We start from the raw sequence: 26,007 nt of genomic DNA, 5'->3' as shown, positions 1-26,007 counted from the left end.
GACGTGATCGCGGCCGGCATTACTCCCTCCGCTGCCGTCCCCCCGACAACGGCAACGCCCGTCGGTGCCGCTGCAGGCAAGCCACCGGTTCGGTACACGATGCGCTCGACGCCCGCGCGATTGGTCGCGATGGGCACCGCGCTGGTGATATTGGCGTTGACGGTCGGAAGTTTGGCGTCCACGGCCGTGACCGAACGAGTCGACACCCTGGGCACCCTGTTGGTGCGGACCGAGCCGTTCGCCAACTCGGCGCAGAATCTGTACGGAGCTCTGTCGGTGGCCGACGCTGCTGCCGCGACCGCATTCATCGCGGGCGGACTCGAACCCGCCGAGGTGCGCGAGCGGTACGCGCAGGCGCTCGGCGAGGCATCGTCCGAATTGATCGCGGCCTCGTCCGGCGTGAGCGAGAACGACGAGGCCACCAGCGCGGTGCTGACGCAGATCGCGGCCGGATTGCCCGTGTACAGCGGTCTGGTCGAGACCGCTCGCGCCAACAACCGGAGCGGGAATCCGGTGGGCGCGGCGTATCTCGGTGAAGCGTCGACGATGATGCAGACCAGTTTGTTGCCCTTGGCCGAGAAGTTGTACACCGAGCAGGCATCGCGGGTGTCCGGCGATCAGGAACGGTTCACCACTCCCCCGTTGTTCGCGATCGGGTCCGTGGTGTTCCTGTTGATGATGACCGGCCTGGGGCAGTGGTACCTCTCGCGAACGACGCGGCGCACGCTGAACGTCGGATTCCTCACTGCCACAGCCGCTGTCACCGGCCTGCTCGGCTGGATGTTGGTGGTGGGGCTGATCTCGTCCATCGCCACCGACAGCGCGCTCGAGCGCGGCGTATCTCCGTTGAAGTCCTACACGACCGGTTTCATCCTGGCCCAACAGGCCAGAGCGGACGAGACACTCGATCTCGCGCGCCGCGGCGGCAGTCAGGATTACGGACAGTCGTTCGACGCCAACCTCTCTCGCATGTCGGACATGTTCCAGGGAGATACGGCAGTCATCGATGCTCTGAACACGTGGTCCACCTCGCATTCGCGAATCGACTCCGCGCTCGAGGTCGGCGACTTCAACGGCGCCGTCGCTATCGCCACCGGCACCGGGGAGTTCGATTCGGCAGCGGCGTTCAATGCACTGGACGGCGTTCTGGTCGACGGAATCGAGAACGCGCGCCGCGAGTTGCGATCCAACATCGACCGATCGGTGGGGGTACTGTCCGGCTTGTCCGACGGCGCGTGGGTTCTCACCATCGGTGCCTCGGTCGCTTTCGGCGTCGGCTTGTTCCCGAGGCTGCGTGAATACCTGTGAGACGTCTACTCGCCGTCGGGATCCTGACCACCGCTCTGTTGGTCGGCTGTGCACCACCGGAAAGCTCTGCGCCGCAGGTCGATACCACATTCACCGAACCGCCGCTACCGGCCGGCGCGTCCGTAGCCGCGCGGCCCACCGAAACCCCGGCCGACGACGAGTGCGCTCGCCCCACTGCCAGCCTGCGCCCGCTGCCTGCGGGTGCCGATGAACCGCAACCGACTCTCGACACACTGCGCGCCAAGGGGCGCCTGGTCGTCGGGCTCGACACGGGCAGCAATCTCTTCAGCTTTCGCGATCCGATGAGCGGGCAGCTCGTCGGGTTCGACGTGGATATCGCTCGGGAGATCTCGCGAGATCTGTTCGGCGATCCGAACCGGCTCGACTTTCGCATCCTGACCTCTGCGCAACGGCTGGAGGCCCTGCAGGATTCTTCGGTGGACATCGTGGTGAAAACCATGACCATCACGTGCGCTCGCCGCAACGACGTGCAGTTCTCCACCGTGTATTTCCAAGCGCAGCAACGTGTTCTGGTGGTGCAGGGCTCGGGTATCCGCAGTGTCGACGACCTGGCGAACAAGAGGGTATGCGCGGTGGAGGGCACCACCTCGCTGCGCCGTCTGCAGCGGGTGCAGCCCTCGGCGACCGTGGTGACAGTGCCGATGTGGTCGGATTGCCTGGTGGTACTGCAACAGCGGCAGGTCGACGCCATCAGCACCGATGACGCCATTCTCGCCGGCCTCGCCGCACAGGACCCGTACCTCGAGATAGTCGGCGACAGCCTGAGCCCGGAACCGTACGGCGTCGGGATCAACAGAAACAGTGAGGATCTGGTGCGTTTCGTCAACGGGACGCTGGAGCGCATCCGCTCGGACGGCACGTGGAATCGCATCTACAACCGGTGGCTGACCGTACTCGGCCCCTCACTCGGTCCGCCCAGCGCGTCGTACAGCGATTAGAGGACCGGATAATGGACGAGGACGAACAGCAATCCACCGCTCCGGCGGAGCGTACGCAAGCAGTTGTGCGGGCGGACATCGGCGAGCGCACCCAAGCAGTATCGCGAACTCGAGCAGGATCGAACGACGACACCGCGTCGGGAACCGACGGAATCGAACGCACTCAGGCGGTCTCGCGGTCACCGGTGGACGACGGGACGGCACCGACCCCGCGTCCGGCCCCACCCACGGCCGACACGCCAGGGCGCGGAACAGCGAGATCTACTGCGGCAGCATCGCCGTCGACTCGTACCCGATCGGGTAGGTCCAGATCCGGTCGATCGCGCACCACCAGCATTCGACGTCGACTCGGCGGCGGCCTGGTGGACGTACCCCGCGTGGAGCCCGTCGATCCCGAAACCGCAGTGATGTCGGATCCGTCGGTGCCACAGCACAAGAGGTTCTGTTGGAAGTGCAACGCGAAGGTGGGCCGCAGCGAGCCGGGCCAGCCCGAGGTCGCCATGGGCATATGCCCGCACTGCGGCTCGACGTTCGACTTCACTCCGCTGCTCGAGCCCGGCGATCGCGTGGTCGGCCAGTACGACGTGCAAGGTTGCATCGCACACGGCGGCCTCGGCTGGATCTACCTCGCCATCGACCGCAATGTCAGCGACCGCTGGGTGGTCCTCAAGGGCCTGCTGCATTTCGGCGACGAGGAGGCCCACGCCGTCGCTGTCGCCGAGCGGCAGTTCCTCGCCGAGGTCGCGCACCCCGGAGTGGTGAAAATCTACAACTTCGTCGAGCAACCCCGCAGTGACGGGTCCAGCGTCGGCTTCATCGTCATGGAGTACGTCGGCGGACGTTCACTGCGCGACATCCTCACCGCCTGCGAGGGGACCCGCCTGCCCGTCGAGCAGGCACTCGCCTACGTCCTCGAAGTGCTTCCGGCACTGGGCTATCTACATTCGATCGGCCTGGTCTACAACGACCTCAAGCCCGAGAACATCATGGTCTCCGACGATCAGATCAAACTCATCGACCTCGGCGCAGTAGCCGGCATCGGGGACTACGGCTACCTGTACGGCACGGTGGGCTACCAGGCACCGGAGATCATCAAGACCGGCCCCACGGTGGCATCGGACATCTTCACGGTCGGCCGGACGCTCGCGGTGCTGACGCTGGACATGCCGTCGAAGAACGGAAAGTATCTCGACGGCCTGCCGCCGGTCGAGGATTCCGAAGTGCTGCAGCAGTATCCGTCGCTGCACCGACTGCTACTCCGCGCCATCCACGAGGACCCTACTCGACGGTTCCGATCGGCAGAAGAATTCGCCGGACAGGCAACCGGTGTGCTGCGTGAGATCCTCGCCATCCGGACCGGCGTCGAGCGGCCGGGGCTGTCGGCAGTCTTCAGCCCCCCTCGAACGACCTTCGGCACCGAGCACTCGGTGGGTCGTACCGATACCTACGTAGACGGGACGGTCCGACACGAACGCATGACCGCAGCCGAAGTGGTTGCCGCACTTCCAGTTCCACTGGTGGACCCCAACGATCCGAGCGCACCGCTGCTCGCGGCGGCAGTACACGTCGAAGCCCGACAGACTTTGGACTCACTGCAACACGCCAGACGCAACGGGATCGAACGCGTCTCTGCAGGCGAATCGGGCAAATCTGCAGGTTCCACTCCTGCCCCCAACGGTCGTTCCGCAGGCTCCACTCCCGACCCCTCTGGTCGTTCCGCAGGCTCCACTGCTGATGGTCGTTCCGCAGGCTCCACTCCTGCCGACGTGATCTCGGGTATCACCCTCGCCGAGGTCAAAGCCCATCTCGACCTCGGAAACGTCGTCGAGGCCACCGAGATTCTGGCCACTGTGCAGTCCGACGACCCGTCCGACGACCCATGGCGCGTGCAGTGGTACGCGGGGCTGATCGCGCTGCTGCATCACGAATACGATTCTGCGTTCAGGAGTTTCGACAACGTACTCGGTGCCATGCCCGGTGAACTGGCCCCCAAACTCGCCCTCGGGGCCACTTCTGAACTGCTCGGTCATGTCGCGGGAGCCAATGCCGAGGAAGCCGAGCGGTGGCGGGCAAAAGCCGAAGGCCTGTACCGCGCGGTGTGGCGGACCAATCGAGGGATCGTCAGCTCGGCGTTCGGCCTGGCCCGGCAATTGCAGCGGCGCGGCGATCAATCCGGAGCCATCGCCGCCCTCGACCAGGTACCGATCAGCTCGCGGCACTACTCGATGGCGCGCATGACCAGTGTGTTGACGCTACTGATGGATCGCTCACGCGCCGAGCTGTCCGAGGCCGACTTTCGTTCGGCGGCGCGGCGAGTTGCGTTGCTACCCAAGGCCGAGAGCCGAGCGCTCCAGATGCGGACCCTGGTGCTGGCCATGGCCCTGGACTGGATCGTCTCCGGCCACGCCTCCACCGCCGAACGTGAGCCGATCCTCAGCGTCCCGTTCACCGAGGACGGGTTGCGACGCGGCACCGAGAAGGGACTACGCGCACTGGCGCGCAACGCCACCGATCGCGCGCACCGCTTCTCGCTGGTGGATCTGGCCAACGCCATCCGACCTCGCTCGCTGTTCTAGCCGACCTCTCGCACCAGACCGTCCGTCGCGCGAGCGATCGCCAGCTCCTCGTTGGTCGGCACCACCAACACCGTGACGATCGACGAGTCCGTAGAGATCACCCGAGCCTGCTTGCTACGCACCGCATTTCGTTCGCGGTCGATCTCGATTCCGAAGCCGCCGAGGCCGGCCAGCGCGTCCGCGCGCACGGCCGCCGCATTCTCACCGACACCCGCAGTGAAGGTGATGACGTCGAGCCGGCCCAGCTCGAGCATGTAGGCACCGATGTACTTGCGGAGTCGGTGAATGTAGACCTCGTAGGCCAGCTGCGCCGGGGCGTCGCCGTCGTCGATGAGTTGCTGCAGTTGCCGAAAGTCGTTGACCCCGGACAAACCGATGAGTCCGGAACGCCGGTTGAGCAGGTCGTCGATCTCGTCGACGCTCATGTCTGCGCTGCGGCGCAGGTGCATGATGACGCCGGGATCGAGGTCGCCGCAGCGGGTGCCCATCACCAGTCCTTCGAGCGGCGTCAGCCCCATCGACGTGTCGACGGCTCTGCCACCGGCGACGGCCGAGGCCGATGCCCCGTTGCCCAGGTGCAGCACGATCTGGTTGAGTTCCTCGACATCGCGGCCGAGGAACTTCGCGACCTGGTCCGACACATAGTGGTGCGACGTGCCGTGAAAGCCGTAGCGCCTGATGTCGTGTTCGGCGGCCACGGTCGCATCGATGGCGTAGGTCGCTGCGGCCGCGGGCAGTGAATGGAAGAAGGCCGTGTCGAACACCGCCACGTGCGGGACGTCCGGCAGCTGCTTCCTGGCGACCTCGATGCCCAGGACATTCGGCGGATTGTGCAGGGGCGCAAGGCTACTGAGTTCGGAGATCTGCTGGACGACGGAGTCGTCGATGATGGTCGGACGATAGAAGACCGTACCGCCGTGTACGACGCGATGTCCGACGGCGGTGACCTCGTCCCAGAGTACGATTCCGGCGTCGGCGAGCATCTCGAACGCCAGCGCCAGGCCTGCACCGTGGTCGTCGATGTGCTGGGTTCGTTCGAGGCTCTCACCTCGATAGTCGAGTTCCACTCGTCCGTCGGACTCGCCGATGCGCTCGACGAGTCCACTGGCCACGGACTCCCCCGAGTCGGGGTCGACCAATTGGAACTTGACCGACGACGACCCGGAGTTGACGACGAGAATGCTCACGATGCGGCCTCCTTCTCTGCCGCGTCCGAAATGCCCTGTGCCTGAATCGCTGTGATCGCGACAGTGTTCACAATGTCCTCGACGAGCGCGCCACGAGAGAGGTCGTTGACGGGCTTGCGTAGGCCCTGCAGAACCGGTCCCACCGCGACGGCCCCGGCGCTGCGCTGGACGGCCTTGTACGTGTTGTTGCCGGTGTTGAGGTCGGGGAAGATGAACACTGTCGCTCGGCCGGCAACCTCCGAGTCGGGGAGCTTCGAGGCGGCGACGGATGGTTCGATCGCCGCGTCGTACTGAATCGGCCCCTCCACGAGCAGTTCCGGATTGCGTTCACGGACAAGCGCGGTGGCTTTTCGAACCTTGTCGACGTCGGCCCCGGAACCGGACTCGCCCGTGGAGTAGGACAGCATGGCCACCCGCGGCTCGATCCCGAACTGGGCCGAGGTCTGCGCCGAGGACACGGCGATGTCGGCGAGCTGCTCGGCCGTCGGATCCGGCACCACAGCGCAATCGCCGTAGGCGAGCACGCGATCGGACAAGCACATCAGGAAGATCGACGACACCGTCGACACGCCCTCGGTGGTCTTGATGATCTCGAACGACGGCTTGATGGTGTGCGCGGTGGTGTGCGCTGCCCCGGAGACCATACCGTCGGCAATTCCCTTGTGCACCATCATCGTTCCGAAGTAGGAGATGTCGGCCATGACCTCGCGGGCGCGGTCGATCGTCATCCCCTTGTGCTTGCGCAGATCGGCGTATTCGGCCGCGAAGTCCTCCAGGTAGTCGCAGTCGGTGGGATCGAGGACGGTGGCTTTGTCGAGGTCGACACCCAGTTCAGATGCCCGTCGGCGAATGGGTCCTTCCTCCCCCAGGATCGTCAGGTCCGCCACCTGACGCTGAAGGAGTCGGCCGGCGGCCCGGAGGATGCGGTCGTCACTGCCCTCGGGTAGCACGATGTGCTTGCGGTCGGCCCGTGCTCGGTGGATCAGCTGGTACTCGAACATCTGCGGTGTCGTGATGGTGGGGATGGCGATGTCGAGCCGTCCCAGCAGCGTTTTCGCATCGACTCGCTGTTCCATCAGACCGAGAGCGGTGTCGACCTTGCGCTGCGATCCCACCGCGACTCGGCCCCGGGTCTGCGCCGCGGCAGAGGCGGTATCGAACGTGCCGAGCGCGGTCGTGAGGATCGGCAACCGGGGGCCGAGCCCTGCCACCAGACGGGCGATTGCCGGGTGCGGTTCGATCCCGCCGTTCATGATGATGCCGGCCAGCGACGGAAAGCCCTCGGCCTCATGGGCGTTGACGAGAGCCAGCAGCACGTCCGATCGGTCTGCCGGCGCAATGACGACGACACCCTCGGTGAGGCGTTCGAGGATGTGCTCGGCGGTCATTCCACCGACCATGACCCGCAACGCTTCTCGCTGCAACAAGGAAGGGTCGCCGCTGTAGAGAGTGCCGTCGACCGCATCGAGCAGTTCGGCCATCGTGGGGGCGATCAACAGCGGAATTTCCGGCAGGCTCCACGCGGGCACACCGACCGACGCCAACGCGTCGGTCACCGCATCGAGATCGTCGGGGGCGCAGCGATTTGCCACGATCGCGGCCAAGTGTGCGTGATGTTGACGAAGCTCGGCGTGGCACAGGGTGGCCAGCTGCGCGATCTCGTCGGGTGTACGGTCGGATCCGCGTAGGGCGAGCAACACGGGGGCACCGAGATTGACGGCGATGCGGGCGTTGAAGCCGAGCTCACTGGGACTGCCGACGTCGGTGTAATCGCTGCCCACGATCACCACGGCGTCGCACTGAGCGGCCACCTCGTGGTATCGATTGACGATCTCACTGAGCGCAGCATCCTGATCCGTGTGCACCTGCTCGTACGTGACACCGAGCGACTGCTCGTACGTGAGGTCTGCGGTGGTGTGCTCGACAAGAAGTTCGAGAATGTAATCGGGTTCGTTCGTCGAACGTGCGATGGGCCGAAACACCCCCACCCGAGCTGCGGTCGCGGCAAGCATCTGCAGCACGCCCAACGCGATGGTGGACTTCCCGGTGTCCCCTTCCGGTGACGCGACATAGATGCTGGAGGGGTACATACCGGCGGTCTCGGCAGTGGTGGGCTCAGCCATGCCGATCAGCCTATCCCGAGGTCATTCCGCAGGCTCCGCTCCTGAAGCCTGGTCATTCCGCAGGCTCCACTCCTGAAGCCTGGTCCGGGTACGGGTGGTGCGGGTGTTGACACGGAGCCTTGCGCGGTTGTCAGATGATGCATGGCCGATTCCCCGTTCCCGGATGTCCGCTGGGGCAGCGAGACCTCATTCATTCGCAAGCCCGCCGTGAAGTTCGCGTCGACCAAACCAGGATCTTGGGTCATCAAGAATCTCGCAGGCGTCGACCGATGGCTACTGACCAAGTCCGACGGTCGCTTCACCGTCCTCGGACCGATCGCCATGCCGGTGGTGTTACTGACGACCACCGGTCGCAAGTCAGGAAAGCCGAGGATCAGCCCGTTGCTGTACTACCGGGAGGGCGACAGGATCTTCGTCGTCGGATCCAATTTCGGTCAGCAACACCACCCGGCGTGGACGTCGAACCTCCTCGCCGAACCGAAAGCTGTGGTTGCCATCGGCGGCAAGAAGATTCCGGTGACGGCCACCCGGATCACCGGCGACGAGAAGGCCCGCCTGTACGCGCAGTTCGACGCGATGCTCGAGGTGTACGGCGAGTACAAGACTCGGACCGACCGAGACATGCGGATGTTCGCACTCTCGGCCGATCGCTAGTCTCTCGGTAGATCAGCCGAGCTTGCGCAGGCGCGGCGCGAGGTCCTTCTCGAACAGTTCGAGGAACCGCTTCTGATCGTGTCCCGGCGCGTGGAACACCAAGTGGTTCAGGCCCGCATCGGTGTATTGCTTGACCTTCTCCACTGCCTCGTCCGGGTCGGACGCCACGATCCACCGCTTGGCGACTTGCTCGATCGGCAATTCGTCGGCGGCCTTCTCCATCTCGATCGGGTCGTCGATCGAGTGCTTCTGCTCCGGCGTCAATGACAGCGGGGCCCAGAAGCGGCAATTCTCCAGCGCGAGATCGGGATCGGTGTCGTAGCTGATCTTGATTTCGATCATCTTGTCGATCTGACCGGAATCGCGCTCGGCCTTACCCGCACCCTCTTCCACCGCAGGCAGAAGCTTGTCGGTGTAAAGCTCCATACCCTTGCCCGACGTGCAGATGAAGCCATCGCCTGCGCGTCCCGCATAGCGGGCCACCACAGGACCGCCGGCAGCGATGTAGACGGGGATGCCGCCCTCGGGCACGTCGTAGATCGATGCGCCCTTGGTGGTGTAGTACTCGCCCTCGAAATCGACGCGGTCGCCGAGCCACAGCTCACGCATCAACCGCACCGACTCACGCAGACGCGCGAAACGTTCCTTGAATTCCGGCCACTCGCCGGTGAATCCGGTTGCGATCTCGTTGAGTGCCTCACCGGTACCCACACCGAGCATGATCCGTCCGGGATACAGGCAGCCCATGGTCGCGAACGCCTGGGCGATGACCGACGGGTTGTACCGGAACGTCGGCGTCAACACCGAGGTGCCGAGCTGAATCGTCTTCGTACGCTCACCCACGGCCGTCATCCACGCCAGGGAGAACGGCGCATGGCCGCCCTCGTGCCGCCACGGCTGAAAATGGTCGCTGACCGTAGCGGAGTCCATGCCGTGTTGCTCGGCCAGAACACCGAGCTCGACCAAATCCCGCGGCCCGAACTGCTCCGCCGATGCCTTGTATCCGAGCTTGAGACCCTGCGCCACGCCGAACTCCTGTCGTTGGTCGTCCTAGTTCTTCGATTGTGCACCTGTGACGGTCGACGCAGTACCCCAAGGGTCATTCCACAGGCTCCACTTTTGCCTGAGGGGTCGTTCCGCAGGCTCCACTCCCGCCCCCAAGGGTCGTTCCACAGGCTCCACTCCCGCCCCCAAGGGTCGTTCCGCAGGCTCCACTCCCGCCCCCAAGGGTCGTTCCGCAGGCTCCACTCCCGCTACTGGATCCCCAGAACTGTGACCACCGCAGCCAGCACAGCCACCGCACCGATACCGACCGCGAAGATCCACAGGTCTCGGGACTCCGGCATCGGTGCGCCGTTCTCCAGGGCATCCCGTACGCGCATCCACCGTCGCAGGCCGATGATCGGTGCCGCTGCAGCGAGTCCGATCAGGATGAGGCCGAGCGCCGTCCGAACCCATCCCGTACTGAAATCGGGGACGAGGTGGACGACCGCGATGCCGCCGGCGAGTAAACCGAGCGAGGTCCGAAGCCAGGCGAGAAAAGTGCGTTCACTGGCCAGGGTGAAACGCTCATCGGGGCGCGTCACGCCGGTGCGGTCATACGCTCGCGAATCAGATGGGCGACCCGGTCCGGATCATCGGGTGTGAAGACCGGCGAGATATGGCGGATGGTGAGCACCACTGCAGTGTCCTTCCTGGGACGCATCACGTCCAGCGGAAGCCACTGATCGATCCACGGCGCTCCCCACAGCCGCCACCGACCGTTCCAATTGCCGAGGACGGCTGTGTCGACGGCGCGGATCTCGGCGTAGGGGTCGAACTTCTTCGTGGCAATCGGGAAGTAGTAGTACCTGAGAGTGACCCCTGCCTCGTCGAGGAGAACCAGCCCATCGTCGTAGATGACGTCGCCATTTATTCGCACAAGTAACGGTAAATGTCCGACGCCGTGGCGCGCAACGAGAGATTTCGAAACCTGTCGGTGCTCCCGGTTACTCTTCTTTCAGTTCGAACATACGTTCTGAACTGGGTCACCGGGGGGTGAAGACGATGGCAGTACCGACAGTGTCGCTGGAGGCGTTGACCACAGCCGCACAGGCAGAGAACCGGCACGCCGCCCGCAAGATCGCCGCCTGCTACCGCGTACACCGCGACTGGATCACCCACGACACCGACCACAAGCACTACAGCCGATACGGACGCACCGAAATGGCCGTGGCGCTGGGATGCTCGGCGACGGTCGCCGAATCGTACGTCTCCATCGGCGTCGCCCTCCACACCCGGCTACCACTGGTACTGGCCGCGTTCGAGACCGGCGAGATCGACCTCGCCCGAGTCCGAGTCGTGTGCCGGATCCTCGACAACCTCTCCGACACCATCGTCACACTCGTCGAAGAAGACGTCGTCGAAGCCGCACGCAGGAATTCACCAGGGCCGCTCGAGAACGAGATCTGGGACATCCTCATGCGCGCCGCACCCGAAGAAGCGGCCGCGTTGCGGGATTTCGCGAAGAAATTCCGTCACATCTCCCACAGTCCGGGTGGGGAACTGGGACGGATCCGAGCCGAGCTGACCGGACCCGAGGCTGCCGCAGCCTGGCAGTTGTTGGAGGAGATGGCCGACACCGTCTGCCCGAAAGACCCCCGCGGTAAGCAGGAACGCCTGTGCGATGCGTTCATGGCCCGCATGCACGGCGAACCCCGCCTGACATGCCTGTGCCAACGCGAGAGTTGCCCGAAAGCAGACGCAGTCTTGCCGGATCGGCGGACACCGCTGACGATGATCACCGTCGACATCGCCACCCTCATCGGACTACTCGCCGACCCCGCATATCTGGCCGGGCACGGCTCCATCGACCCCGACCTGGCGCGGGAGTTGGCACGCAACAGTGCCTGGCAGATCCTGCTCACCGAAGCAGTCACCCTCGCCGAGAAACTCGGCCTCGCAGTCCAGAACCCGGACACCGGGGAATGGGAGCGGCGCACGAACGGTGAGAAGACCGAGCCAGCAACCGGCACCGAGACGGAAGCAGCCGCGACCGCCGCACCGAATCCTGCTCCGGCTCCTGCAACAGAAGGCGCGCCCTCACCTGAGCCAGGGAACTCATCGACTCCGGCAGAGGAGGTCGACAAATCCTCGACAACAACCGAACCCGCGGAGGAACAGGCTGTAGCTCCTGACGCAGGCTCCGACCCAGTTCGCACGCAAGCGGCAACACGAGCGACAGCGACCGAACCAGAGCCAGAGCAGAAGCCACAGCCAGAGCAGAAGCCAGAGCCCGAGCCCGAGCCGACGCAGGCGACCGGCCCAGTGCCAGTTGCGTCGCCAGCAACGGTGTCGGACCCTCAATCAGCTACAGACCGGTCGGCACCGGATTCAGACGAATCACACTCTTCCGCAACGCGATCCGAGATCGCCAGTAAATCCGACCCGAGACTCGCCGACGGTGCGAGACCGGGAACCAGCCCAGCCGAGCCGACCCCCAGCGACGACTCACCTCAGCGGCGCCTGCAATCACTGACCTCCGCGGCAGCCCTGTTCTGCACCCACACACCCGTCGGCCGGGGCACACGGCACAGCTCTGCCCTCGACCTCGAAGCACTGACGGCAGCGGCGAGCAACCACACCAAGCCCCCAGTCCACGGCCTCTACCTCGGCAACGCCTCACTCGCCGCCGCCCTCGAAGCCGCCATCGCCGCCGACCCCACCCTCGGAAAATCCGTCGACCGCGACCCACTCACCGACCGAGCCCTCATCTACCGCCCCGACGCCCTCACCGCCGCCGCCGTACGACTACGCGACCGACACTGCCGCTTCCCCGGCTGCCGCCGACCCGCCGCACGCTGCCAACTCGACCACATAGTCCCCTTCGACCACGCCAACCCCCTCGGCGGCGGCTGGACCACCGTCGGCAACCTGCAATGCCTCTGCGAGTACCACCACACCGTCAAAACCGCCGGCTACTGGAAAGCCACCATGCTCCCCGGCGGCGCGATCCTCTGGCGATCGACATCCAAGACCATCCGAATAACCCTGCCCGCGAACGGAACCAGCGTCCCCGTCCTCGGCAACGACCTCAGACCGCACATCCCCACCCAACCCCGACGATCCGGCATCATCGCCTACCCCCACCCACCCGACAACCCGACATCGGAGGCACAACCCAGCGCCGGAGACACCGATGATCCGCCGTTCTAGGAGCACTTTCTCAGGAAGAAGGCTCGGCGTTCGATGCGGGCGTTCGTACCAACGTCAGCCGCGACGTCCGCCGCAGCACGAATCCGATGGATAGGTACAGCTCGATGGCGCGCACGTTCGCATCCGATGCATGCAGAAACGGTTCATCGCCGCGGGCGCGGATACCGTGACCGACCGCGCGCACCAAGTCCGTGGCCAAGCCGTGCCCCCGGAACGCCGGGTCGGTGCACACCGCGCTTATCTCCGTCCACCCGGGTGGGTGCATGCGCTCGCCCGCCATCGCGATCAACGCCCCATCGCGTCGGACTCCGAGGTATGTACCGAGCTCGATGGTCCGGGGCAGGAACGGACCGGGCTCGGTGCGACGAACTAGATCGAGCATCTCGGGGACGTCCGCCGCAGTCAGCTCGGCTGCCTCATCGAAAGGCCGCGTCTCGAGGTGCGTACCGACGAGCTGAACCAAACCGAAGGTCTCGATGTGCGACCACCCGTCGGGCAATTCGCGTTCCGGTCCGTTGAGTCCCACCACGGTTCGCGGCCCGAACAGGGCAGCGATGTCGTCCCAGTCCTGTGAATCGAGTACGTCGGGGTGAATCAGAAACGGGGATACCTCGGGATCTGCCCGCACGATCCGGCCGCGCCGAACCGCGAATCGTGCGAGCGGGCCTTCGAGGGAATTGCGGACGGGGTCGTCGAGAGGGTGCTGATCCACATTAAATAGAGTCGCACGAACGGCCGTGGGGTAAACGCACCGTCAGGGCTCGACACCAATACTTATACCGGTATAGTTATTCGTCATACGACGAAAGGCAACACATGATCGAAATTCTCCCGCCGAGCAAAATCCCCCTCGCGCGTGAATCGGGCGCACTCGTCGCCGAGATTCTGGGGACAGTCCGTGAGCGCGCCACCGTCGGCACCAACCTGCTCGAGATCGACCAGTGGACCAAGGACATCATTCTCGGCGCCGGGGCGACGTCCTGCTACGTCGACTACGCACCATCCTTCGGCCGCGGACCGTTCGGTCACTACATCTGCACCTCCGTCAACGACGCTGTGCTGCATGGCCTTCCGCATGACTACGCGCTTGCCGACGGCGACCTGCTGACTCTCGACCTCGCCGTGATCCTCGGCGGGGTGGCAGCGGACTCTGCGATCAGCTTCGTCGTCGGCGACAACAAGCCCGCGAAGAGCCTCGCGATGATCGACGCCACCGAACGGGCACTGGCTGCGGGAATCGCAGCAGCTCTCCCCGGAAACAAGATCGGCGATATCTCGCATGCCATCGGCGCTGTCCTCAGCGAGGCCGGGTACCCGATCAACGTGCAGTTCGGTGGCCACGGCATCGGGTCGACGATGCATCAGGATCCGCACGTGTCCAACACCGGACGGGCCGGTCGCGGCTACGGCCTCCGCCCCGGCCTGATGCTGGCACTCGAGCCGTGGGTCATGGAAGACACCGACGAACTCGTCACCGACGCCGACGGATGGACCCTGCGCAGCACCACAGGATGCCGCACCGCCCACAGTGAACACACTGTCGTGATCACCGACGACGGTGCAGAAATCATGACGCGGCGGGCCTGATCGAAAGCACTGTCACTGCGGCAGAGCAGCGGCTTTGCGTCGACGATTCCTGCGCACCACCAAGAACACCAGCAATGCAACAAGCACCACGGCGATGATCGCACCGAGTGCCGTCGCGCCGCGGAAACCCGGTGCGCTGGTGTCGAGGGTGCGCTCACCGGCATGGGCGGCGTTGCTGGTACCGAGGACGATGGTGAGGGTCAACAGGTTCGGGATCGCGGTGATGACTGCCAGTACCACCGACCCGATTGCCAGCTGCTTGCCCGCTTTGCGCTTACGGACCGACCAGGCACTCCAGAAGAACATCAGCGGCGCGAACGTGCACACGATGCCGAACAGCAAGCCCCACAGAATGCCCTTGGTGAATGTGCGATCGGCAAGGCTCTCCACTCGCAGACTCCACCAGCGCGGCAGGAATGCGGCCAAGATGAAGTAGGCGACCAACAGCGCGGCGATGCCGGCTCCGACGAGGATGGCGCGTCGCTTCCAGTTCGCCGAGCTGGTCGACGGTGCGGGCGTGGTCGGATCGGCAGTCATGAATCCATCGTAGGTCCTGCAGAGCCGTACCCCACTCGAGTCGATACCCGATCGTTAGCCGGCCCGTCCGCGGAGACTGTTCCCGAAGCCGATGCGAGGGCCCGCCTGGTCGACCTCCCTCCCGAAGTCACGGCTCAGGTCTGCAAAACCGAGGCTAGGCTCCCTGGTCATGGTCGCCGATTCCCTGCGCAACTGGCTCATCGACTCGGATCCAGCGCTGCGCTGGCAGGTCGAGCGCGACTTGTTGGGAGAACCATCCGAAGGGTGGTAGTCGACACACGCAAGGTTTGCAACCAAGGGTTTCGGTGCTGCGACCCCGCGATGCCTGATGGGCAGCGATTCCCGCGCCAGTAGCGCGGCCACCCAATCGTGGTCCAGAAAGTGCGACTTCCAGGCGTTGACGATCTCGGCAGCCAGCTCGGCGGCCGGTCTGTGAGCGGTCATGACGCCAGCATGCAGTAAGCGCCTAATTCAGTTCAACGCTTACATCACAGGTGCGTCGCCAGCCGCGGATACCGAACTCGACGGCGCAGTGGGTGCACGCCGGCTGCGATCACGCTGATTCGAGGGGCGAGCGCTCACGATCCCGCTCCGTCGACCTCCAGGACGATCCCGTCTCCCGCTCGTCGTGCGCAACCAAGTCGTCACTGATCGAGTTCATCCGACCACGTTATCCGATCGAATCGAAAGTAGCCGTCCATCAATCGATCTCGTCGGGTTCTGTCGTGATACGCAGACCTGCGACCAACACCCGCGCCATTTTTCGCGGGTCGTAACGGGGGTCCGCTGCACCGATGCACAGGTTGCCGACCGCGCGCATCAACTCCAGTGCGGTCTGCCCCGGTGTGATCTCCCCCGAGTCGGCAGCGGCGTCGAGCAACGACTTGCACACGGGAACAAGCCGATCGAGGAAGTAGCTGTGCAAGGTTTCGAATCCGGTGCTGTCCGACTGCATCGCCTCGGCCAGACCATGTTTGGTGACCAGGAAGTCGACGAACCGATCGATCCACAGCACCAACGCGGCGTGCGGTGATTCACTGCCAGCGAGAAGCTCCTGACCCGCGACGACGCACGCTTCCACCTGATGCCGGAAAACAGCCACGACGAGGTCCCCACGCGTGGGGAAGTGCCGATAGATGGTTCCCACGCCGACGCCGGCCCGCCGGGCAATCTCGCGCACCGGCACCTCTACTCCTGAGTCGATGAACGCAGTCGCAGCCGCATCGAGCAGGGTCGCTTCGTTCCGCCGCGCATCCGCCCGTTTCCTGGGCTGCTCGGCTTCAGCCTCGGCCACTGTTCCTCCCGGTCTCGACAAACGGAACAGTGTTCCGTATATTGGGTTACGGAACACTGTTCCGCTTACTCACACAGTAGCCCACAGTGGGCAAGAGGAGATCACCATGCAGTACCGCACATTAGGACGGACCGGCGTCCAGGTCAGCACGCTCTCGCTCGGCGCGATGAACTTCGGAGCGATCGGACGCACCACGCAAGACGACGTCACCGCCATCGTCGATGCAGCTCTCGAGGGCGGCATCAACCTCATAGACACCGCGGACATGTACAGCCAGGGGCAGTCCGAGGAGATGGTCGGCAAAGCGATCGCAGGTCGCCGCGAGAACGTCGTGCTGGCCACCAAAGTGTTCAACCCGATGGGCGACGAACGGAATCACCAGGGCAGCTCGCGCCGCTGGATCACCACCGAGCTCGAGAACAGCCTGCGCCGACTCGACACCGATCACGTCGACCTCTACCAGATACACCGCTGGGATCCCACGACGAGCGACGAGGAAACCCTCGCTGCGCTGACGGATCTGCAGCGCGCCGGCAAGATTCGCTACTTCGGCTCCTCCACGTATCCGGCGTACCGAACAGTGCAGGCGCAGTGGGCCGCACGCGAACACCGTCTCGCCCGGTTCGTCACCGAGCAGCCGCAGTACTCGATCCTGCAGCGCAGCATCGAATCCCACGTTCTTCCGGTCACTCGAGAGTACGGAATGGGAGTGCTCGTGTGGAGCCCCCTCGCAGGCGGCTTCCTCTCCGGAGCCATCCGGGCGGGGCGGGCGGCGACCTCCCAACGCGCCATGATGATGCCCGAGCGCTTCGGCACCGACACTCCCACGGGACAGGCCAAACTCGACGCCGTGGAGAAGCTGGTCGCTGTCGCCGACGAAGCCGGGCTGACGTTGATCCAACTCGCTCTCGGTTTCGTGACGGCCCATCCGGGAGTCACCAGCGCGATCGTCGGGCCTCGCACTGTCGCCCATCTACAGTCGCAACTCGCTGCCGGCGACACCGTACTGTCGGCCGATGTCCTCGACAGGATCGACGAGATCGTCGCGCCCGGCGTCGACCTCGCTCCCGGCGACAAGTTCGACACCCCACCCGCACTGCTCGACGCGTCCCTGCGGAGGCGCTGACATGGCGAGTTTCGGTCTGATGACCCCTCCGCAGAACGTCTCCTACGCCGACCTGCTCCGAGTGTGGCGCGAGGCAGACAGCATTCCCGAGATCGAGCACGCGTGGCTGTTCGATCACCTCATGCCCATCGGTGGAGATCTCGACGGCCCGATCTTCGAGGGTTGGACCATGCTGGCCGCCCTGGCCGCTCGGACCGAGCGGTTGCGACTGGGAACCATGGTCACCAGCAACCGTATTCGTCCACCGGCGATCCTCGCGAAGATCGCCGCCACGGTCGACGCGGTCTCGCACGGGCGGCTGGACTTCGGCATCGGCGCCGGGTCACGGCCGAGTGTGCCGATGGCGCGACGGGAGTACGACGGCAGCGGTCTGCCGTACAGCGACGCCGCGGACGCTGTCGCGCGGCTCGGTGAATCGCTGACCGTGATTCGCAGACTCTGGACCGAGGACGAACCCTTCGACTTCCACGGTACCCACGTCGACCTCGTCGGGGCGTTCCAGAACCCGAAACCTGTTCAGCGACCCGGCCCACCGATCGTGATCGGTGGCCGAGCCGCAGGTGTACTGCGTCTCGTAGCCGAGCATGCCGACACCTGGAACATCCCCGGCGGGGATCTCGACGACGCAGTGGGCCGAGCGAGACTACTCGACCGGTTCTGTGCCGAGATCGGGCGTGATCCCGGGGCGATCACGCGATCGATCGCGCTCGGGGTGTCGTTCGAGGAACCCGAGAAAACGAGAAACGAGATAGGCGACGCCGTGGCCGCAGGCTTCGATCACGTCGTTCTCATCCTCCCGGGCCCCTACCCCGACGGTATCGCGCATCGAGTGGCCGAGGAGTTCATCAAACCGAGCGGCCGGTCGTGAGTAGTACTGCAACAGGACTTTTCGTCAGGGAACCAGGACGAACTTTCCGCGCGGGTGCGTCGATTGCAGTTCAGTATGCGCCCTCGCGGCGTCGGCCAGCGGGAAGGTCTTGGCAACCGTCACCTCGAACACTCCCGCACCGGCCTGCTCCAACAGCGACGGTGATGCGAGGCGTCGACGCTTCATGCTCTCCGGCCCTCCGACGGTGAGGAACCCGTCTGCCGACGCCCTCCCGAAGGCTGCCATCGTCACCAATTTCGCTCGGTCCGTGAGCAATTCGAGGGAGACGTCCACTGCCTCGTCGGTACCCACCGCGTCGATGGCCGCATCGATTCCGTTCGGTGCGGCCGCTCGGACACGGTCGATCAACCCATCGCCGTATTCGACGGGCTCGGCGCCGTAGGCACGCAGTGCATCGTGGTTCTGTGCCCGCGCGGTCCCGATCACCGTGGCTCCCCGCGCCACTGCGAGTTGAGCTACAACGGATCCGACGCCGCCCGCTGCGCCGTGCACGAGCACCGTGTCACCGCGCTCGACACCCACGGATTCGATTGCGTCGTAGGCAGTTCCAGCGGCTGCAAGTACGCCGGCCGCAACATTCCAGTTCAGTTCGGCCGGTTTCGGGAACACGAACCGTGCGGGAGCCAGAATCGTCTCGGCGTACGTACCGGTGTGGCCGGACACGATCACCTCGTCGCCGACGGCAATGGGCCCGACGGGACCCTCGGCAGCCCCGCCCACTGCGACCACGATTCCCGACGCCTCACTACCCAACGCAATCGGGAGCTTCGACTCGTCGGTACCGAACGCGCCGCTGTAGCTCTTGTAGTCGAAGGGGTTGACGCCGATCGCCTTCACCGCAATCGACACCTCACCTTCGGAGGGTTCGGGCAACTCACGTTCGACGATCTCGATCACGTCGGAGCCACCGTAGGACGCTGCAACCGCTGCTCGTGTCATGGCCGGTACAACGGACGACACGACGCAAATGTTCCACTCATACGCCCACCGAGACTTCGGACCTTCCGCAGCAGATCGCTCCTGCGTCGACGTGGTGGTGAGCAGTGGTGGGCTCGGGAACGGCCACGCGCTGCAACCAATAGCCGATTGTTTCGCCGACGCCGGTGGCGGCGAATCGATCGAAGACTTCGATGCACAGCCAGGTCGCGACGGAGAAATCCTGTTCTGCTCCATCGAGACCGATCAGCGTCATTTCCTCCGCGACGGCGAGCAACGCACCGTCGACATCGGAACTGCTGCGTTCGAGCCACGCCAACGCACGGCGTAGAAGCTCCCAGTCGCTCATGGGCACAGGTTCGCTGGCCGACTGTCTGCACAGTTCCGCCGTCGCAGCGAGCACATCCGCCACCGGTGTCGACACCGCAGCATTCAGCTCGGCGAGCATGCCGCGATCGGACACGATCAGGTCGGCCATGTATTGCCAGCGGGCAGGGAGATCTGTGCACTCCGTCCACAGATCCGTTGTGCCGAATTGGAGTCGGGTGATCAGTTCCTTCGTCGAACTGCACGGAACGGCGAAGCGAAATGCGTCGTTCATGTCGATCATCCCCACTGAGTGAACACATGCCATCGGACACCGGCTCGACAGTGAGCAACGCTGCTGTTGTCGTCACTCTGGCCTTGTGGACATTGAACTCGGTGACCAGCAATAGTGCGACTCGGAGTTACGTTCGATCGACAACGTCACATCGACGCGCACCGGACAGCCCACCCCACAGGGCCTGAGGTTGCGCGCGACGCCGACCAGGGCTTCGATCGGGGCACCGACCAATGGAAGGACGCCCGCTCATGGCGTACGACGAGCTTCTTGCAGACCGTGTCCGCGGCGCGCTCACCGACGAGGAAAGTCTGCGCGAGCAGAAGATGTTCGGTGGTCTGGCGTTCATGGTGCGGGACAAGATGGTGGCGTGTGTCGGCACCGGCAACCGCGGACTGCTCGTTCGCGTCGACGGCAATCGTGAACCCGAATACGTTCGGCTCGATGGAGCCAGCCACGCGGTCATGGGTCGGGGCCGGTCGATGGGCGACGGGTGGATCACCGTCGACGCAGCGGCGCTGACAAGCGAAGCAGCATTGGAGTTCTGGGTCGCCGCAGCAATGGAACACAATGCGAACGCAGCGAACAGTGAGCGCTCGGCTCGACATCGACACCGCTGACGACAGACGAGTCAGGAGCAGGAGTGGCATCTGCGGAGCGGCTCGGTAGGTAACAATGGAGGGGTGAGTGACATCGAGAAGCCCCAGCAGTGGACGTACCTGATGGACATGGACGGAGTACTCGTTCACGAGGATCACATGATTCCCGGTGCCGACACGTTCCTCGCCGAGCTGCAGTCCAACGAGATCCCTTTCATCGTGTTGACGAACAACTCCATTCGCACCCCCCGTGACCTGCGGGCTCGGTTGGCGTTCTCCGGTTTGGACATTCCGGAGAAGTCGATCTGGACCTCGGCTCTGGCCACGGCGACGTTCCTCGGCAATCAGCGGCCCGGCGGCAGTGCGTATGTCGTCGGCGAGTCGGGTCTGACCACCGCTCTGCACGACATCGGCTACACGCTCACCGACTCCAACCCGGATTACGTGGTACTCGGCGAGACTCGGACGTACTCCTTCGAGGCCATCACCACCGCTATTCGTCTCGTCGAGAAGGGTTCGCGGTTCATCGCCACCAACCCCGACGCCACCGGCCCATCCCGTGAGGGTTCGCTGCCCGCGACCGGTTCGGTGGCCGCGCTGATCACGAAGGCGACCGGCAAGGAGCCGTATTACGTGGGCAAGCCCAACGCGTTGATGATGCGTTCGGCGTTGCGCGCGATCGGCGGCCACTCCGAGAACACCCTGATGATCGGCGACCGGATGGATACCGACGTGCTCTCCGGTCTCGAAGCGGGACTACAGACCATCCTGGTCCTCACCGGAATCTCGACGGTCCAGTCCGTCGAGCAGTACCCGTACCGGCCGACCATGGTCCTCGATTCCGTCGCCGACCTGGTGGGCCGCACTCAGAACCCGTTCTGATGACACTCGAATTCGTTCTCTCCCGTCAGGATCACCACGTCGTCGGACGGGGCGTAAGGCACGTTCTTCCCGCCGTCGCCGACGCGGTGGCCGCGGTGCGGGAGGGCCGAAATGTCGTCGGTGCACTCCCCTTCGACATGTCCGACGCCACCGCCCTGCTCGAGCCGGAAGAGTTCTACCGCCTCGACGGGCCCTGGGTCACAGTCGATCCTCTGCCTCCGTTGCCTACGGTCACCGTCACACGACAGATTCCCGATCCCGACGTTCACGTGCAGCGGGTACGGGATGTCGTCAAGCAACTGGAGGCAGGCGTTGCCGAGAAGATCGTGCTCGCGCGGGCCATCGAAGTGACCGCGAGTTCGCCCATCGATCCGGTCTCGGTGTTGAGCGCTCTGGTCTCACGCGATCCGATGGGCAACGGATTCCTGGCCGACCTGTCCCCCACGAGCGACTCGGGCAACTACATCGTCGGTGCGAGCCCCGAGTTGCTGGTTCGTAAACGCGGCGCTGTCGTCAGTTGTCATCCGTTCGCGGGGACGGCCGCACGCTCGACCGATCCCGGCGAGGACAGCCGTATCTCGGCGGCATTGGCGGCAAGTGCCAAGGATCAGGCCGAGCACCGATTCGTCGTCGACGAGATCCGCGCTGCGTTGGCGCCGTTCTGCGAGACACTCGAGGTGCCCGAGTCACCCCAGCTGAGCAGTACTCCGCAGCTGTGGCATCTGTCGACGCCCATCGTCGGTACCCTGGCCGATCCCGCGACCTCGGCACTCGACCTCGCTCTGGCACTGCATCCCACCGCCGCCGTCGCCGGGGTCCCCCGGGCCGCAGCGATGGCTGCGATCAGAGACGTCGAGGGCTCCCGAGGCTTCTACGCCGGAGCCGTCGGCTGGACCGACGGCAGCGGGGACGGCGAGTGGATGGTTTCGATCCGCTGCATCGAACTCGCCGAGGACGGGCTGTCCGGTACGGCCACTGCCGGCGGCGGCATCGTCGCAGGTTCCGATCCCGACGCCGAACTCGACGAGACGACAGCGAAGTTCCGCACCGCTCTGAGCGTGTTCGAGCTCTGAGCGTGTTCGAGCCCTGAGCGTGTTCGAGCCCTGACCCCAGCAACGACCGGCCTACCGCAGCGCCTGGTCCAGATCTGCGATCAGATCCTCGGTGTCCTCGAGACCGATGGAAATGCGCACGACGCCGTCGGTGATGCCCACTGCCGCACGGCCTTCCGGCCCCATCGCCCGGTGCGTGGTGGTGGCCGGGTGGGTGATGAGCGATTTGGAGTCACCGAGGTTGTTGGAGATGTCCACGATGCGCAACGCGTCGAGCACCTCGAAGGCGCGCTTCTTTCCCTCACCCCCGGGAGCATCGACCTCGAACGTCACCACGGTGCCGCCGCCGGACATCTGCGATGTGGCGAGCGTGTACTGCGGATGTGACTGCAGGAAGGGGTATTTCACCCAGCTCACCGCAGGGTGGCTTTCGAGGAACTCGGCGACCTGCAGCGCGGAGTTCACCGAATGCCGCACCCGCACCGGCATCGTCTCGAGCCCCTTGAGCAGGGTCCAGGCATTGAACGGGCTCAGGGCCGGGCCGGTGTGCCGCATCAGTGTCTGGACCGGCCCGTCGATGTACTCCTTCGATCCGAGGATCGCACCGCCCAGCACCCGCCCCTGACCGTCGATGTGCTTGGTGCCGGAGTACACGACCACATCCGCACCGAGTTCCAGGCTGCGCTGCAGCAGCGGCGTCGCGAACACGTTGTCCAGCACCACCGTTGCGCCGGCGGCATGCGCCATCTCGGAGACGCGCCCGACATCGACGAGCGACTGCATCGGGTTGGACGGGGTCTCGAAGAACACGACTGTCGTCGGCTCCGACAGTGCCTGCTCCCACTGCTCGAGGTCTTCTCCGTCGACGAAGACGGTCTCGACGCCCCAGCGCGGCAGAATCTCGTTGCAGACCACGAAGCACGAGCCGAACAGACTCCGTGCGGCGACCAAACGGTCACCGGCCTTCAGCAGAGCACCCAGTGCCGTGAACACCGCGGACATTCCGCTGGACGTAGCGAAGCAGGCCTCGGCACCCTCGATCAGACGCAGGCGCTCCTCGAACATCTTGACTGTGGGGTTGCCGTAGCGCGAGTACACGAAATGATCGATGTCACCGGTGAACGCCTGCTCGGCCGCCCCGGCACTCTCGTAGACGAAACCCGAGGAGAGATACAGCGCTTCGGAATTCTCGTCGAACCCGGATCGGTTCAGGCCGCCGCGTACTCCCAGAGTTGCCGGACCGACACCCTCCGGTAGCGGCTTGCTGAATCCGCCGCCTCTCGGATTCCCGCTCACGACTGCCGCCAGGGCAACCCGACCGCACGCCATCCCGTGGCTCCGCGGTGGCCGTCGGCATCGGTGGCACCTTCGAAGCCGTCGAGCACGTTGTAGGACGGGCCGATGCCCGCCGCCGTCGCGGCTTCTGCAGCACCGATGGACCGCTGACCGGAGCGGCAGAGGAACACCACCGGCCGATCGCCGTCCACGCCTGCCGCCTTCAGGTCGTCGACGAAATGGGTATTCCGGGCACCGTCGGGGTAGCTGACCCACTCGATCAGGTGGCTCGGACGATCGATGCCGGACGTATCCGGGACCCCGACGTACTGCCACTCGGCGCGTGTCCGCACGTCCACGAGCACGGCCTCGGGGTTGCGTGAAAGCAACTCCCATGCGGCCTCGGGGGTTATGTCACCTGCGTAGGTCACTTGATCAGCCTTCCATCACTCGCTGTTATTCCGTCACTGATACCCAGATCAGACATTGCACACCAACCACTTGTCGTCGACGCGGACGAATTTCCAGGTGTCGTCGGTCTGCACTCCGGATTTCTCTTCCTTCAGCGGGACCTTCACCATGCCGCGATCGCCGTTGACCTCGTACTCCGACGGCACACCGTCGATGGACGTCTCGCCGTTGCGCTCGACCTCGTCGGCCCGATCGGTTCGGTACTGTGCGTCGTCGCCGGGAACGAGCAGCGAGACCTGGTCGAAGCAGGTGTTCTCCCGCAGCAGATCGGCATCGCCGGTGTTCTGCGCTTCGAGGAAACCGTCGACGCTGTCGGTGAGCAACTGGGCCTGCGTGACGTTGTCCTCGGCGGGCGCGAACTTGGACGCAGCGAAGATACCGACGAGCAACACGGCGACGATGCCGACCGCGATGATGAACGGCCACGCATTGGGCGGACGGCGCTCACCGGCGTCGGCAGCTGCCTGGGAAGCGTTGTTGCGCGCTTCCTCCCGACTGTCGACCCACTGCTGCCTACGTTCACTCCACGACGCCATGAGAGCCAATCTTCCTCGATCCGACGGGCCCGCCACTATCGGGGGCCGACCGGGACATCTCCCCGCAGCGTGATGCGATGCATGGTGCGGTGCTCGGTGCCGTAGTCACGATTGGCGTAGTGCGAGGTGCTGCGGTTGTCCCACAGCACCAGGTCGCCCAGCTGCCAGCGATGCCGCACGATGTGCTCGGGCTTGGTCAGGTGCGCGTACAGCAGGTCCAGGATCCCCCGGCTTTCGGCCTCCGACACACCCACGATGTGGGAGGTGAAACCCGGATTGACGAACAGCCCCTTGCGGCCGGTTTCCGGATGGACCCGCACCACGGGGTGTTCGACGGGGACCAGCGCGGTGACTTCCTCGCCGTCCCACATGTTGCCTTTTCCGCCGCGCTTCTGCGCGAGGTAATAGCCGAATTCGCGGTTGCCGTCGTGAACAGCGGTGAGCTCGTCGATCATTCGGCGTACGGGCGCGGACAGGGACTCGTACGCGAGCTGACTGTCGGCCCAGTTGGTGTCACCGCCGTGCGGCGGTAGGACGACCGGTCGCAGGATCGAGCCCAGCGGCGGACGCGCCATGAACGTGACGTCGGTGTGCCAGACGTCGGCGAAGCCGTTGTCCTGACTGTCGAGGGCATAGACCTCGGGCGCGACGTGGCCGCTGTCGTGCACCGGGTGGCCCGCGGTGAGGTCACCGAGGCGCCTGCCGAATTCGACGTGCCCCGCGTCGTCGAGCGTTTGCCCACGCAGCACCAGCACCTTGTGGTCGACGAGGGCTCGGCGTACGGCGTGAATCTGCGCGTCGGAGGCCGACGAGACGTCGAGTCCGAGGACCTCGACACCGAACGACGGGCCCAGCTTGTCCAGCGTGAGCGTGGCGGTCTGTTCCACGGTGGTCATGTGTCCTCGAATCTGTGCACGGCGAGCGAACCGATAACGGGCAACGCTGCCGTCGAGAGGGGGATCCCGTCCTGTCGAATGCCGCAGGAACGTGGGAAGGGGCGTCGGGTGTGGTCACCGACAACACATGTTGGTGCAGGTACGACAGAAGTCGACGGTGAACCGTCGGACCAGGAATGTCGTCTGCACAGCACAATTCCTACCGGAAACCGGGAAATACGGCAAGTTGCCCACTGCCCCAGCTCAGGTCCTGCTTAATTTATGCTGGGGTGTCCGCACTTCCCTCGAAGAAGGTAGCTCGCTGCACATGACTGATCAGACTCGT

The 26,007-nt window shown here is 64.9% G+C and carries 26 protein-coding genes; 11 read left to right on the top strand and 15 right to left on the bottom strand.

Features of this window, described 5'->3' with window-relative positions:
- Positions 1-3 precede the first annotated feature (3 nt).
- The 3 genes from RHODMAR_RS08245 to RHODMAR_RS28970 are packed head-to-tail and all read left to right on the top strand — an operon-like array spanning position 4 to position 4,843.
- Complete coding sequence (locus tag RHODMAR_RS08245; RefSeq protein WP_198289418.1) at positions 4-1,308, top strand: hypothetical protein; 1,305 nt, start codon at positions 4-6, stop codon at positions 1,306-1,308.
- On the top strand, positions 1,305-2,267 hold the full coding sequence (locus tag RHODMAR_RS08240) for a glutamate ABC transporter substrate-binding protein (RefSeq protein WP_008713368.1): 963 nt from the start codon (positions 1,305-1,307) through the stop codon (positions 2,265-2,267). Before RHODMAR_RS08245 ends, RHODMAR_RS08240 begins: the two co-directional genes overlap by 4 nt.
- Positions 2,268-2,278: 11 nt before the next feature.
- Complete coding sequence (locus RHODMAR_RS28970) at positions 2,279-4,843, top strand: serine/threonine-protein kinase (protein WP_081605938.1); 2,565 nt, start codon at positions 2,279-2,281, stop codon at positions 4,841-4,843.
- Here the strand turns inward: RHODMAR_RS28970 and RHODMAR_RS08230 are convergent.
- Positions 4,840-6,030, bottom strand: coding sequence for an acetate kinase (locus tag RHODMAR_RS08230; protein ID WP_008713363.1), 1,191 nt, complete (start codon positions 6,028-6,030; stop codon positions 4,840-4,842). The genes RHODMAR_RS28970 and RHODMAR_RS08230 overlap by 4 nt on opposite strands.
- Positions 6,027-8,153 (bottom strand): phosphate acetyltransferase, encoded by a 2,127-nt coding sequence (gene pta / locus RHODMAR_RS08225; RefSeq protein ID WP_008713361.1) that lies wholly within the window; start codon positions 8,151-8,153, stop codon positions 6,027-6,029. The genes RHODMAR_RS08230 and pta overlap by 4 nt, the downstream gene beginning before the upstream one ends.
- Before the next feature lie 141 nt (positions 8,154-8,294).
- Between pta and RHODMAR_RS08220 the strand changes: the two genes are divergently transcribed.
- Positions 8,295-8,807, top strand: coding sequence for a nitroreductase/quinone reductase family protein (locus RHODMAR_RS08220; RefSeq protein WP_008713359.1), 513 nt, complete (start codon positions 8,295-8,297; stop codon positions 8,805-8,807).
- Positions 8,808-8,819: 12 nt separating this feature from the next.
- Here RHODMAR_RS08220 and fgd read toward each other — a convergent pair whose 3' ends face one another.
- The 3 genes from fgd to RHODMAR_RS08205 all read right to left on the bottom strand — a co-directional run bounded on the left by fgd (position 8,820) and on the right by RHODMAR_RS08205 (position 10,728).
- Positions 8,820-9,833 (bottom strand): glucose-6-phosphate dehydrogenase (coenzyme-F420), encoded by a 1,014-nt coding sequence (gene fgd, locus RHODMAR_RS08215; RefSeq protein WP_008713356.1) that lies wholly within the window; start codon positions 9,831-9,833, stop codon positions 8,820-8,822.
- A 227-nt stretch (positions 9,834-10,060) separates the two neighbouring features.
- Positions 10,061-10,393: a YidH family protein gene (locus tag RHODMAR_RS08210; protein ID WP_008713354.1), complete on the bottom strand. Its 333-nt coding sequence runs from the start codon at positions 10,391-10,393 to the stop codon at positions 10,061-10,063.
- On the bottom strand, positions 10,390-10,728 hold the full coding sequence (locus tag RHODMAR_RS08205; RefSeq protein WP_008713352.1) for a hypothetical protein: 339 nt from the start codon (positions 10,726-10,728) through the stop codon (positions 10,390-10,392). Before RHODMAR_RS08205 ends, RHODMAR_RS08210 begins: the two co-directional genes overlap by 4 nt.
- A 125-nt stretch (positions 10,729-10,853) precedes the next feature.
- Between RHODMAR_RS08205 and RHODMAR_RS29380 the strand changes: the two genes are divergently transcribed.
- The gene (locus RHODMAR_RS29380; protein ID WP_008713350.1) at positions 10,854-13,001 is read left to right on the top strand and encodes an HNH endonuclease signature motif containing protein; all 2,148 of its coding nucleotides are present in this window, start codon (positions 10,854-10,856) and stop codon (positions 12,999-13,001) included.
- A gap of 10 nt (positions 13,002-13,011) precedes the next feature.
- On the opposite strand, the gene RHODMAR_RS08195 is transcribed toward RHODMAR_RS29380, so the two are convergent.
- Positions 13,012-13,713, bottom strand: a complete 702-nt coding sequence (locus RHODMAR_RS08195) for a GNAT family N-acetyltransferase (RefSeq protein WP_008713348.1) — start codon at positions 13,711-13,713, stop codon at positions 13,012-13,014.
- 104 nt (positions 13,714-13,817) lie between these two features.
- Between RHODMAR_RS08195 and map the strand changes: the two genes are divergently transcribed.
- On the top strand, positions 13,818-14,588 hold the full coding sequence (gene map / locus RHODMAR_RS08190; RefSeq protein WP_008713346.1) for a type I methionyl aminopeptidase: 771 nt from the start codon (positions 13,818-13,820) through the stop codon (positions 14,586-14,588).
- A gap of 12 nt (positions 14,589-14,600) precedes the next feature.
- On the opposite strand, the gene RHODMAR_RS08185 is transcribed toward map, so the two are convergent.
- The 3 genes from RHODMAR_RS08185 to RHODMAR_RS08180 form a co-directional block, all read right to left on the bottom strand.
- Entirely contained in the window at positions 14,601-15,125 is a 525-nt protein-coding gene (locus tag RHODMAR_RS08185) for a hypothetical protein (RefSeq protein WP_008713344.1), read from the bottom strand.
- A 54-nt stretch (positions 15,126-15,179) separates the two neighbouring features.
- Positions 15,180-15,569 carry a hypothetical protein gene (locus RHODMAR_RS28180; RefSeq protein WP_008713342.1) on the bottom strand — a complete coding sequence of 130 codons (390 nt, stop codon included), beginning with the start codon at positions 15,567-15,569 and terminating at the stop codon, positions 15,180-15,182.
- 256 nt (positions 15,570-15,825) lie between these two features.
- The gene (locus RHODMAR_RS08180; protein WP_008713340.1) at positions 15,826-16,419 is read right to left on the bottom strand and encodes a TetR/AcrR family transcriptional regulator; all 594 of its coding nucleotides are present in this window, start codon (positions 16,417-16,419) and stop codon (positions 15,826-15,828) included.
- Positions 16,420-16,525: 106 nt separating this feature from the next.
- Here RHODMAR_RS08180 and RHODMAR_RS08175 point away from each other — a divergent pair, with 106 nt between their 5' ends.
- Together RHODMAR_RS08175 and RHODMAR_RS08170 are read left to right on the top strand one after the other, a co-directional pair.
- On the top strand, positions 16,526-17,545 hold the full coding sequence (locus tag RHODMAR_RS08175) for an aldo/keto reductase (RefSeq protein ID WP_008713338.1): 1,020 nt from the start codon (positions 16,526-16,528) through the stop codon (positions 17,543-17,545).
- A 1-nt stretch (position 17,546) separates the two neighbouring features.
- Positions 17,547-18,413, top strand: coding sequence for an LLM class flavin-dependent oxidoreductase (locus tag RHODMAR_RS08170; RefSeq protein WP_008713335.1), 867 nt, complete (start codon positions 17,547-17,549; stop codon positions 18,411-18,413).
- A 24-nt stretch (positions 18,414-18,437) separates the two neighbouring features.
- On the opposite strand, the gene RHODMAR_RS08165 is transcribed toward RHODMAR_RS08170, so the two are convergent.
- On the bottom strand, positions 18,438-19,373 hold the full coding sequence (locus RHODMAR_RS08165) for an NADP-dependent oxidoreductase (protein WP_008713333.1): 936 nt from the start codon (positions 19,371-19,373) through the stop codon (positions 18,438-18,440).
- A gap of 37 nt (positions 19,374-19,410) precedes the next feature.
- Positions 19,411-19,971, bottom strand: coding sequence for a hypothetical protein (locus RHODMAR_RS08160; protein WP_008713331.1), 561 nt, complete (start codon positions 19,969-19,971; stop codon positions 19,411-19,413).
- 251 nt (positions 19,972-20,222) lie between these two features.
- Between RHODMAR_RS08160 and RHODMAR_RS08155 the strand changes: the two genes are divergently transcribed.
- From RHODMAR_RS08155 to RHODMAR_RS08145, 3 genes are all read left to right on the top strand, one after another.
- On the top strand, positions 20,223-20,591 hold the full coding sequence (locus RHODMAR_RS08155) for a TfoX/Sxy family protein (protein ID WP_008713329.1): 369 nt from the start codon (positions 20,223-20,225) through the stop codon (positions 20,589-20,591).
- 102 nt (positions 20,592-20,693) lie between these two features.
- Positions 20,694-21,452 carry an HAD-IIA family hydrolase gene (locus RHODMAR_RS08150; RefSeq protein WP_086000244.1) on the top strand — a complete coding sequence of 253 codons (759 nt, stop codon included), beginning with the start codon at positions 20,694-20,696 and terminating at the stop codon, positions 21,450-21,452.
- Positions 21,452-22,525 (top strand): isochorismate synthase, encoded by a 1,074-nt coding sequence (locus RHODMAR_RS08145; RefSeq protein ID WP_008713326.1) that lies wholly within the window; start codon positions 21,452-21,454, stop codon positions 22,523-22,525. Before RHODMAR_RS08150 ends, RHODMAR_RS08145 begins: the two co-directional genes overlap by 1 nt.
- Positions 22,526-22,576: 51 nt before the next feature.
- On the opposite strand, the gene RHODMAR_RS08140 is transcribed toward RHODMAR_RS08145, so the two are convergent.
- Genes RHODMAR_RS08140 through RHODMAR_RS08125 form a run of 4 tightly spaced genes read right to left on the bottom strand, consistent with a single transcriptional unit; the run spans position 22,577 to position 25,682 of the window.
- Positions 22,577-23,800: an O-succinylhomoserine sulfhydrylase gene (locus RHODMAR_RS08140; RefSeq protein WP_008713324.1), complete on the bottom strand. Its 1,224-nt coding sequence runs from the start codon at positions 23,798-23,800 to the stop codon at positions 22,577-22,579.
- Positions 23,797-24,210 (bottom strand): rhodanese-like domain-containing protein, encoded by a 414-nt coding sequence (locus tag RHODMAR_RS08135; protein WP_008713322.1) that lies wholly within the window; start codon positions 24,208-24,210, stop codon positions 23,797-23,799. Before RHODMAR_RS08135 ends, RHODMAR_RS08140 begins: the two co-directional genes overlap by 4 nt.
- Positions 24,211-24,258: 48 nt before the next feature.
- Positions 24,259-24,786, bottom strand: a complete 528-nt coding sequence (locus tag RHODMAR_RS08130) for an Rv0361 family membrane protein (protein WP_008713320.1) — start codon at positions 24,784-24,786, stop codon at positions 24,259-24,261.
- Between the two features lie 35 nt (positions 24,787-24,821).
- Positions 24,822-25,682, bottom strand: coding sequence for a TauD/TfdA dioxygenase family protein (locus RHODMAR_RS08125; RefSeq protein WP_008713318.1), 861 nt, complete (start codon positions 25,680-25,682; stop codon positions 24,822-24,824).
- Positions 25,683-26,007: the final 325 nt, after the last annotated feature.

The sequence above is a fragment of the Rhodococcus sp. AW25M09 genome (assembly GCF_000333955.1).
Lineage (GTDB): Bacteria > Actinomycetota > Actinomycetes > Mycobacteriales > Mycobacteriaceae > Rhodococcoides.
This window is presented reverse-complemented; position numbering and strand designations above follow the sequence as displayed.

Bases quoted from the DNA above. Each gene is read 5' to 3' on its own strand.
- RHODMAR_RS28970 (WP_081605938.1), top strand. From the start codon at position 2,279: ATGGACGAGGACGAACAGCAATCCACCGCTCCGGCGGAGCGTACGCAA.
- pta (WP_008713361.1), bottom strand. From the start codon at position 8,153: ATGGCTGAGCCCACCACTGCCGAGACCGCCGGTATGTACCCCTCCAGC.
- RHODMAR_RS08220 (WP_008713359.1), top strand. From the start codon at position 8,295: ATGGCCGATTCCCCGTTCCCGGATGTCCGCTGGGGCAGCGAGACCTCA.
- RHODMAR_RS29380 (WP_008713350.1), top strand. From the start codon at position 10,854: ATGGCAGTACCGACAGTGTCGCTGGAGGCGTTGACCACAGCCGCACAG.
- map (WP_008713346.1), top strand. From the start codon at position 13,818: ATGATCGAAATTCTCCCGCCGAGCAAAATCCCCCTCGCGCGTGAATCG.
- RHODMAR_RS08185 (WP_008713344.1), bottom strand. From the start codon at position 15,125: ATGACTGCCGATCCGACCACGCCCGCACCGTCGACCAGCTCGGCGAAC.
- RHODMAR_RS28180 (WP_008713342.1), bottom strand. From the start codon at position 15,569: ATGACCGCTCACAGACCGGCCGCCGAGCTGGCTGCCGAGATCGTCAAC.
- RHODMAR_RS08175 (WP_008713338.1), top strand. From the start codon at position 16,526: ATGCAGTACCGCACATTAGGACGGACCGGCGTCCAGGTCAGCACGCTC.
- RHODMAR_RS08170 (WP_008713335.1), top strand. From the start codon at position 17,547: ATGGCGAGTTTCGGTCTGATGACCCCTCCGCAGAACGTCTCCTACGCC.
- RHODMAR_RS08165 (WP_008713333.1), bottom strand. From the start codon at position 19,373: ATGACACGAGCAGCGGTTGCAGCGTCCTACGGTGGCTCCGACGTGATC.
- RHODMAR_RS08160 (WP_008713331.1), bottom strand. From the start codon at position 19,971: ATGAACGACGCATTTCGCTTCGCCGTTCCGTGCAGTTCGACGAAGGAA.
- RHODMAR_RS08155 (WP_008713329.1), top strand. From the start codon at position 20,223: ATGGCGTACGACGAGCTTCTTGCAGACCGTGTCCGCGGCGCGCTCACC.
- RHODMAR_RS08150 (WP_086000244.1), top strand. From the start codon at position 20,694: ATGGACATGGACGGAGTACTCGTTCACGAGGATCACATGATTCCCGGT.
- RHODMAR_RS08145 (WP_008713326.1), top strand. From the start codon at position 21,452: ATGACACTCGAATTCGTTCTCTCCCGTCAGGATCACCACGTCGTCGGA.
- RHODMAR_RS08130 (WP_008713320.1), bottom strand. From the start codon at position 24,786: ATGGCGTCGTGGAGTGAACGTAGGCAGCAGTGGGTCGACAGTCGGGAG.
- RHODMAR_RS08125 (WP_008713318.1), bottom strand. From the start codon at position 25,682: ATGACCACCGTGGAACAGACCGCCACGCTCACGCTGGACAAGCTGGGC.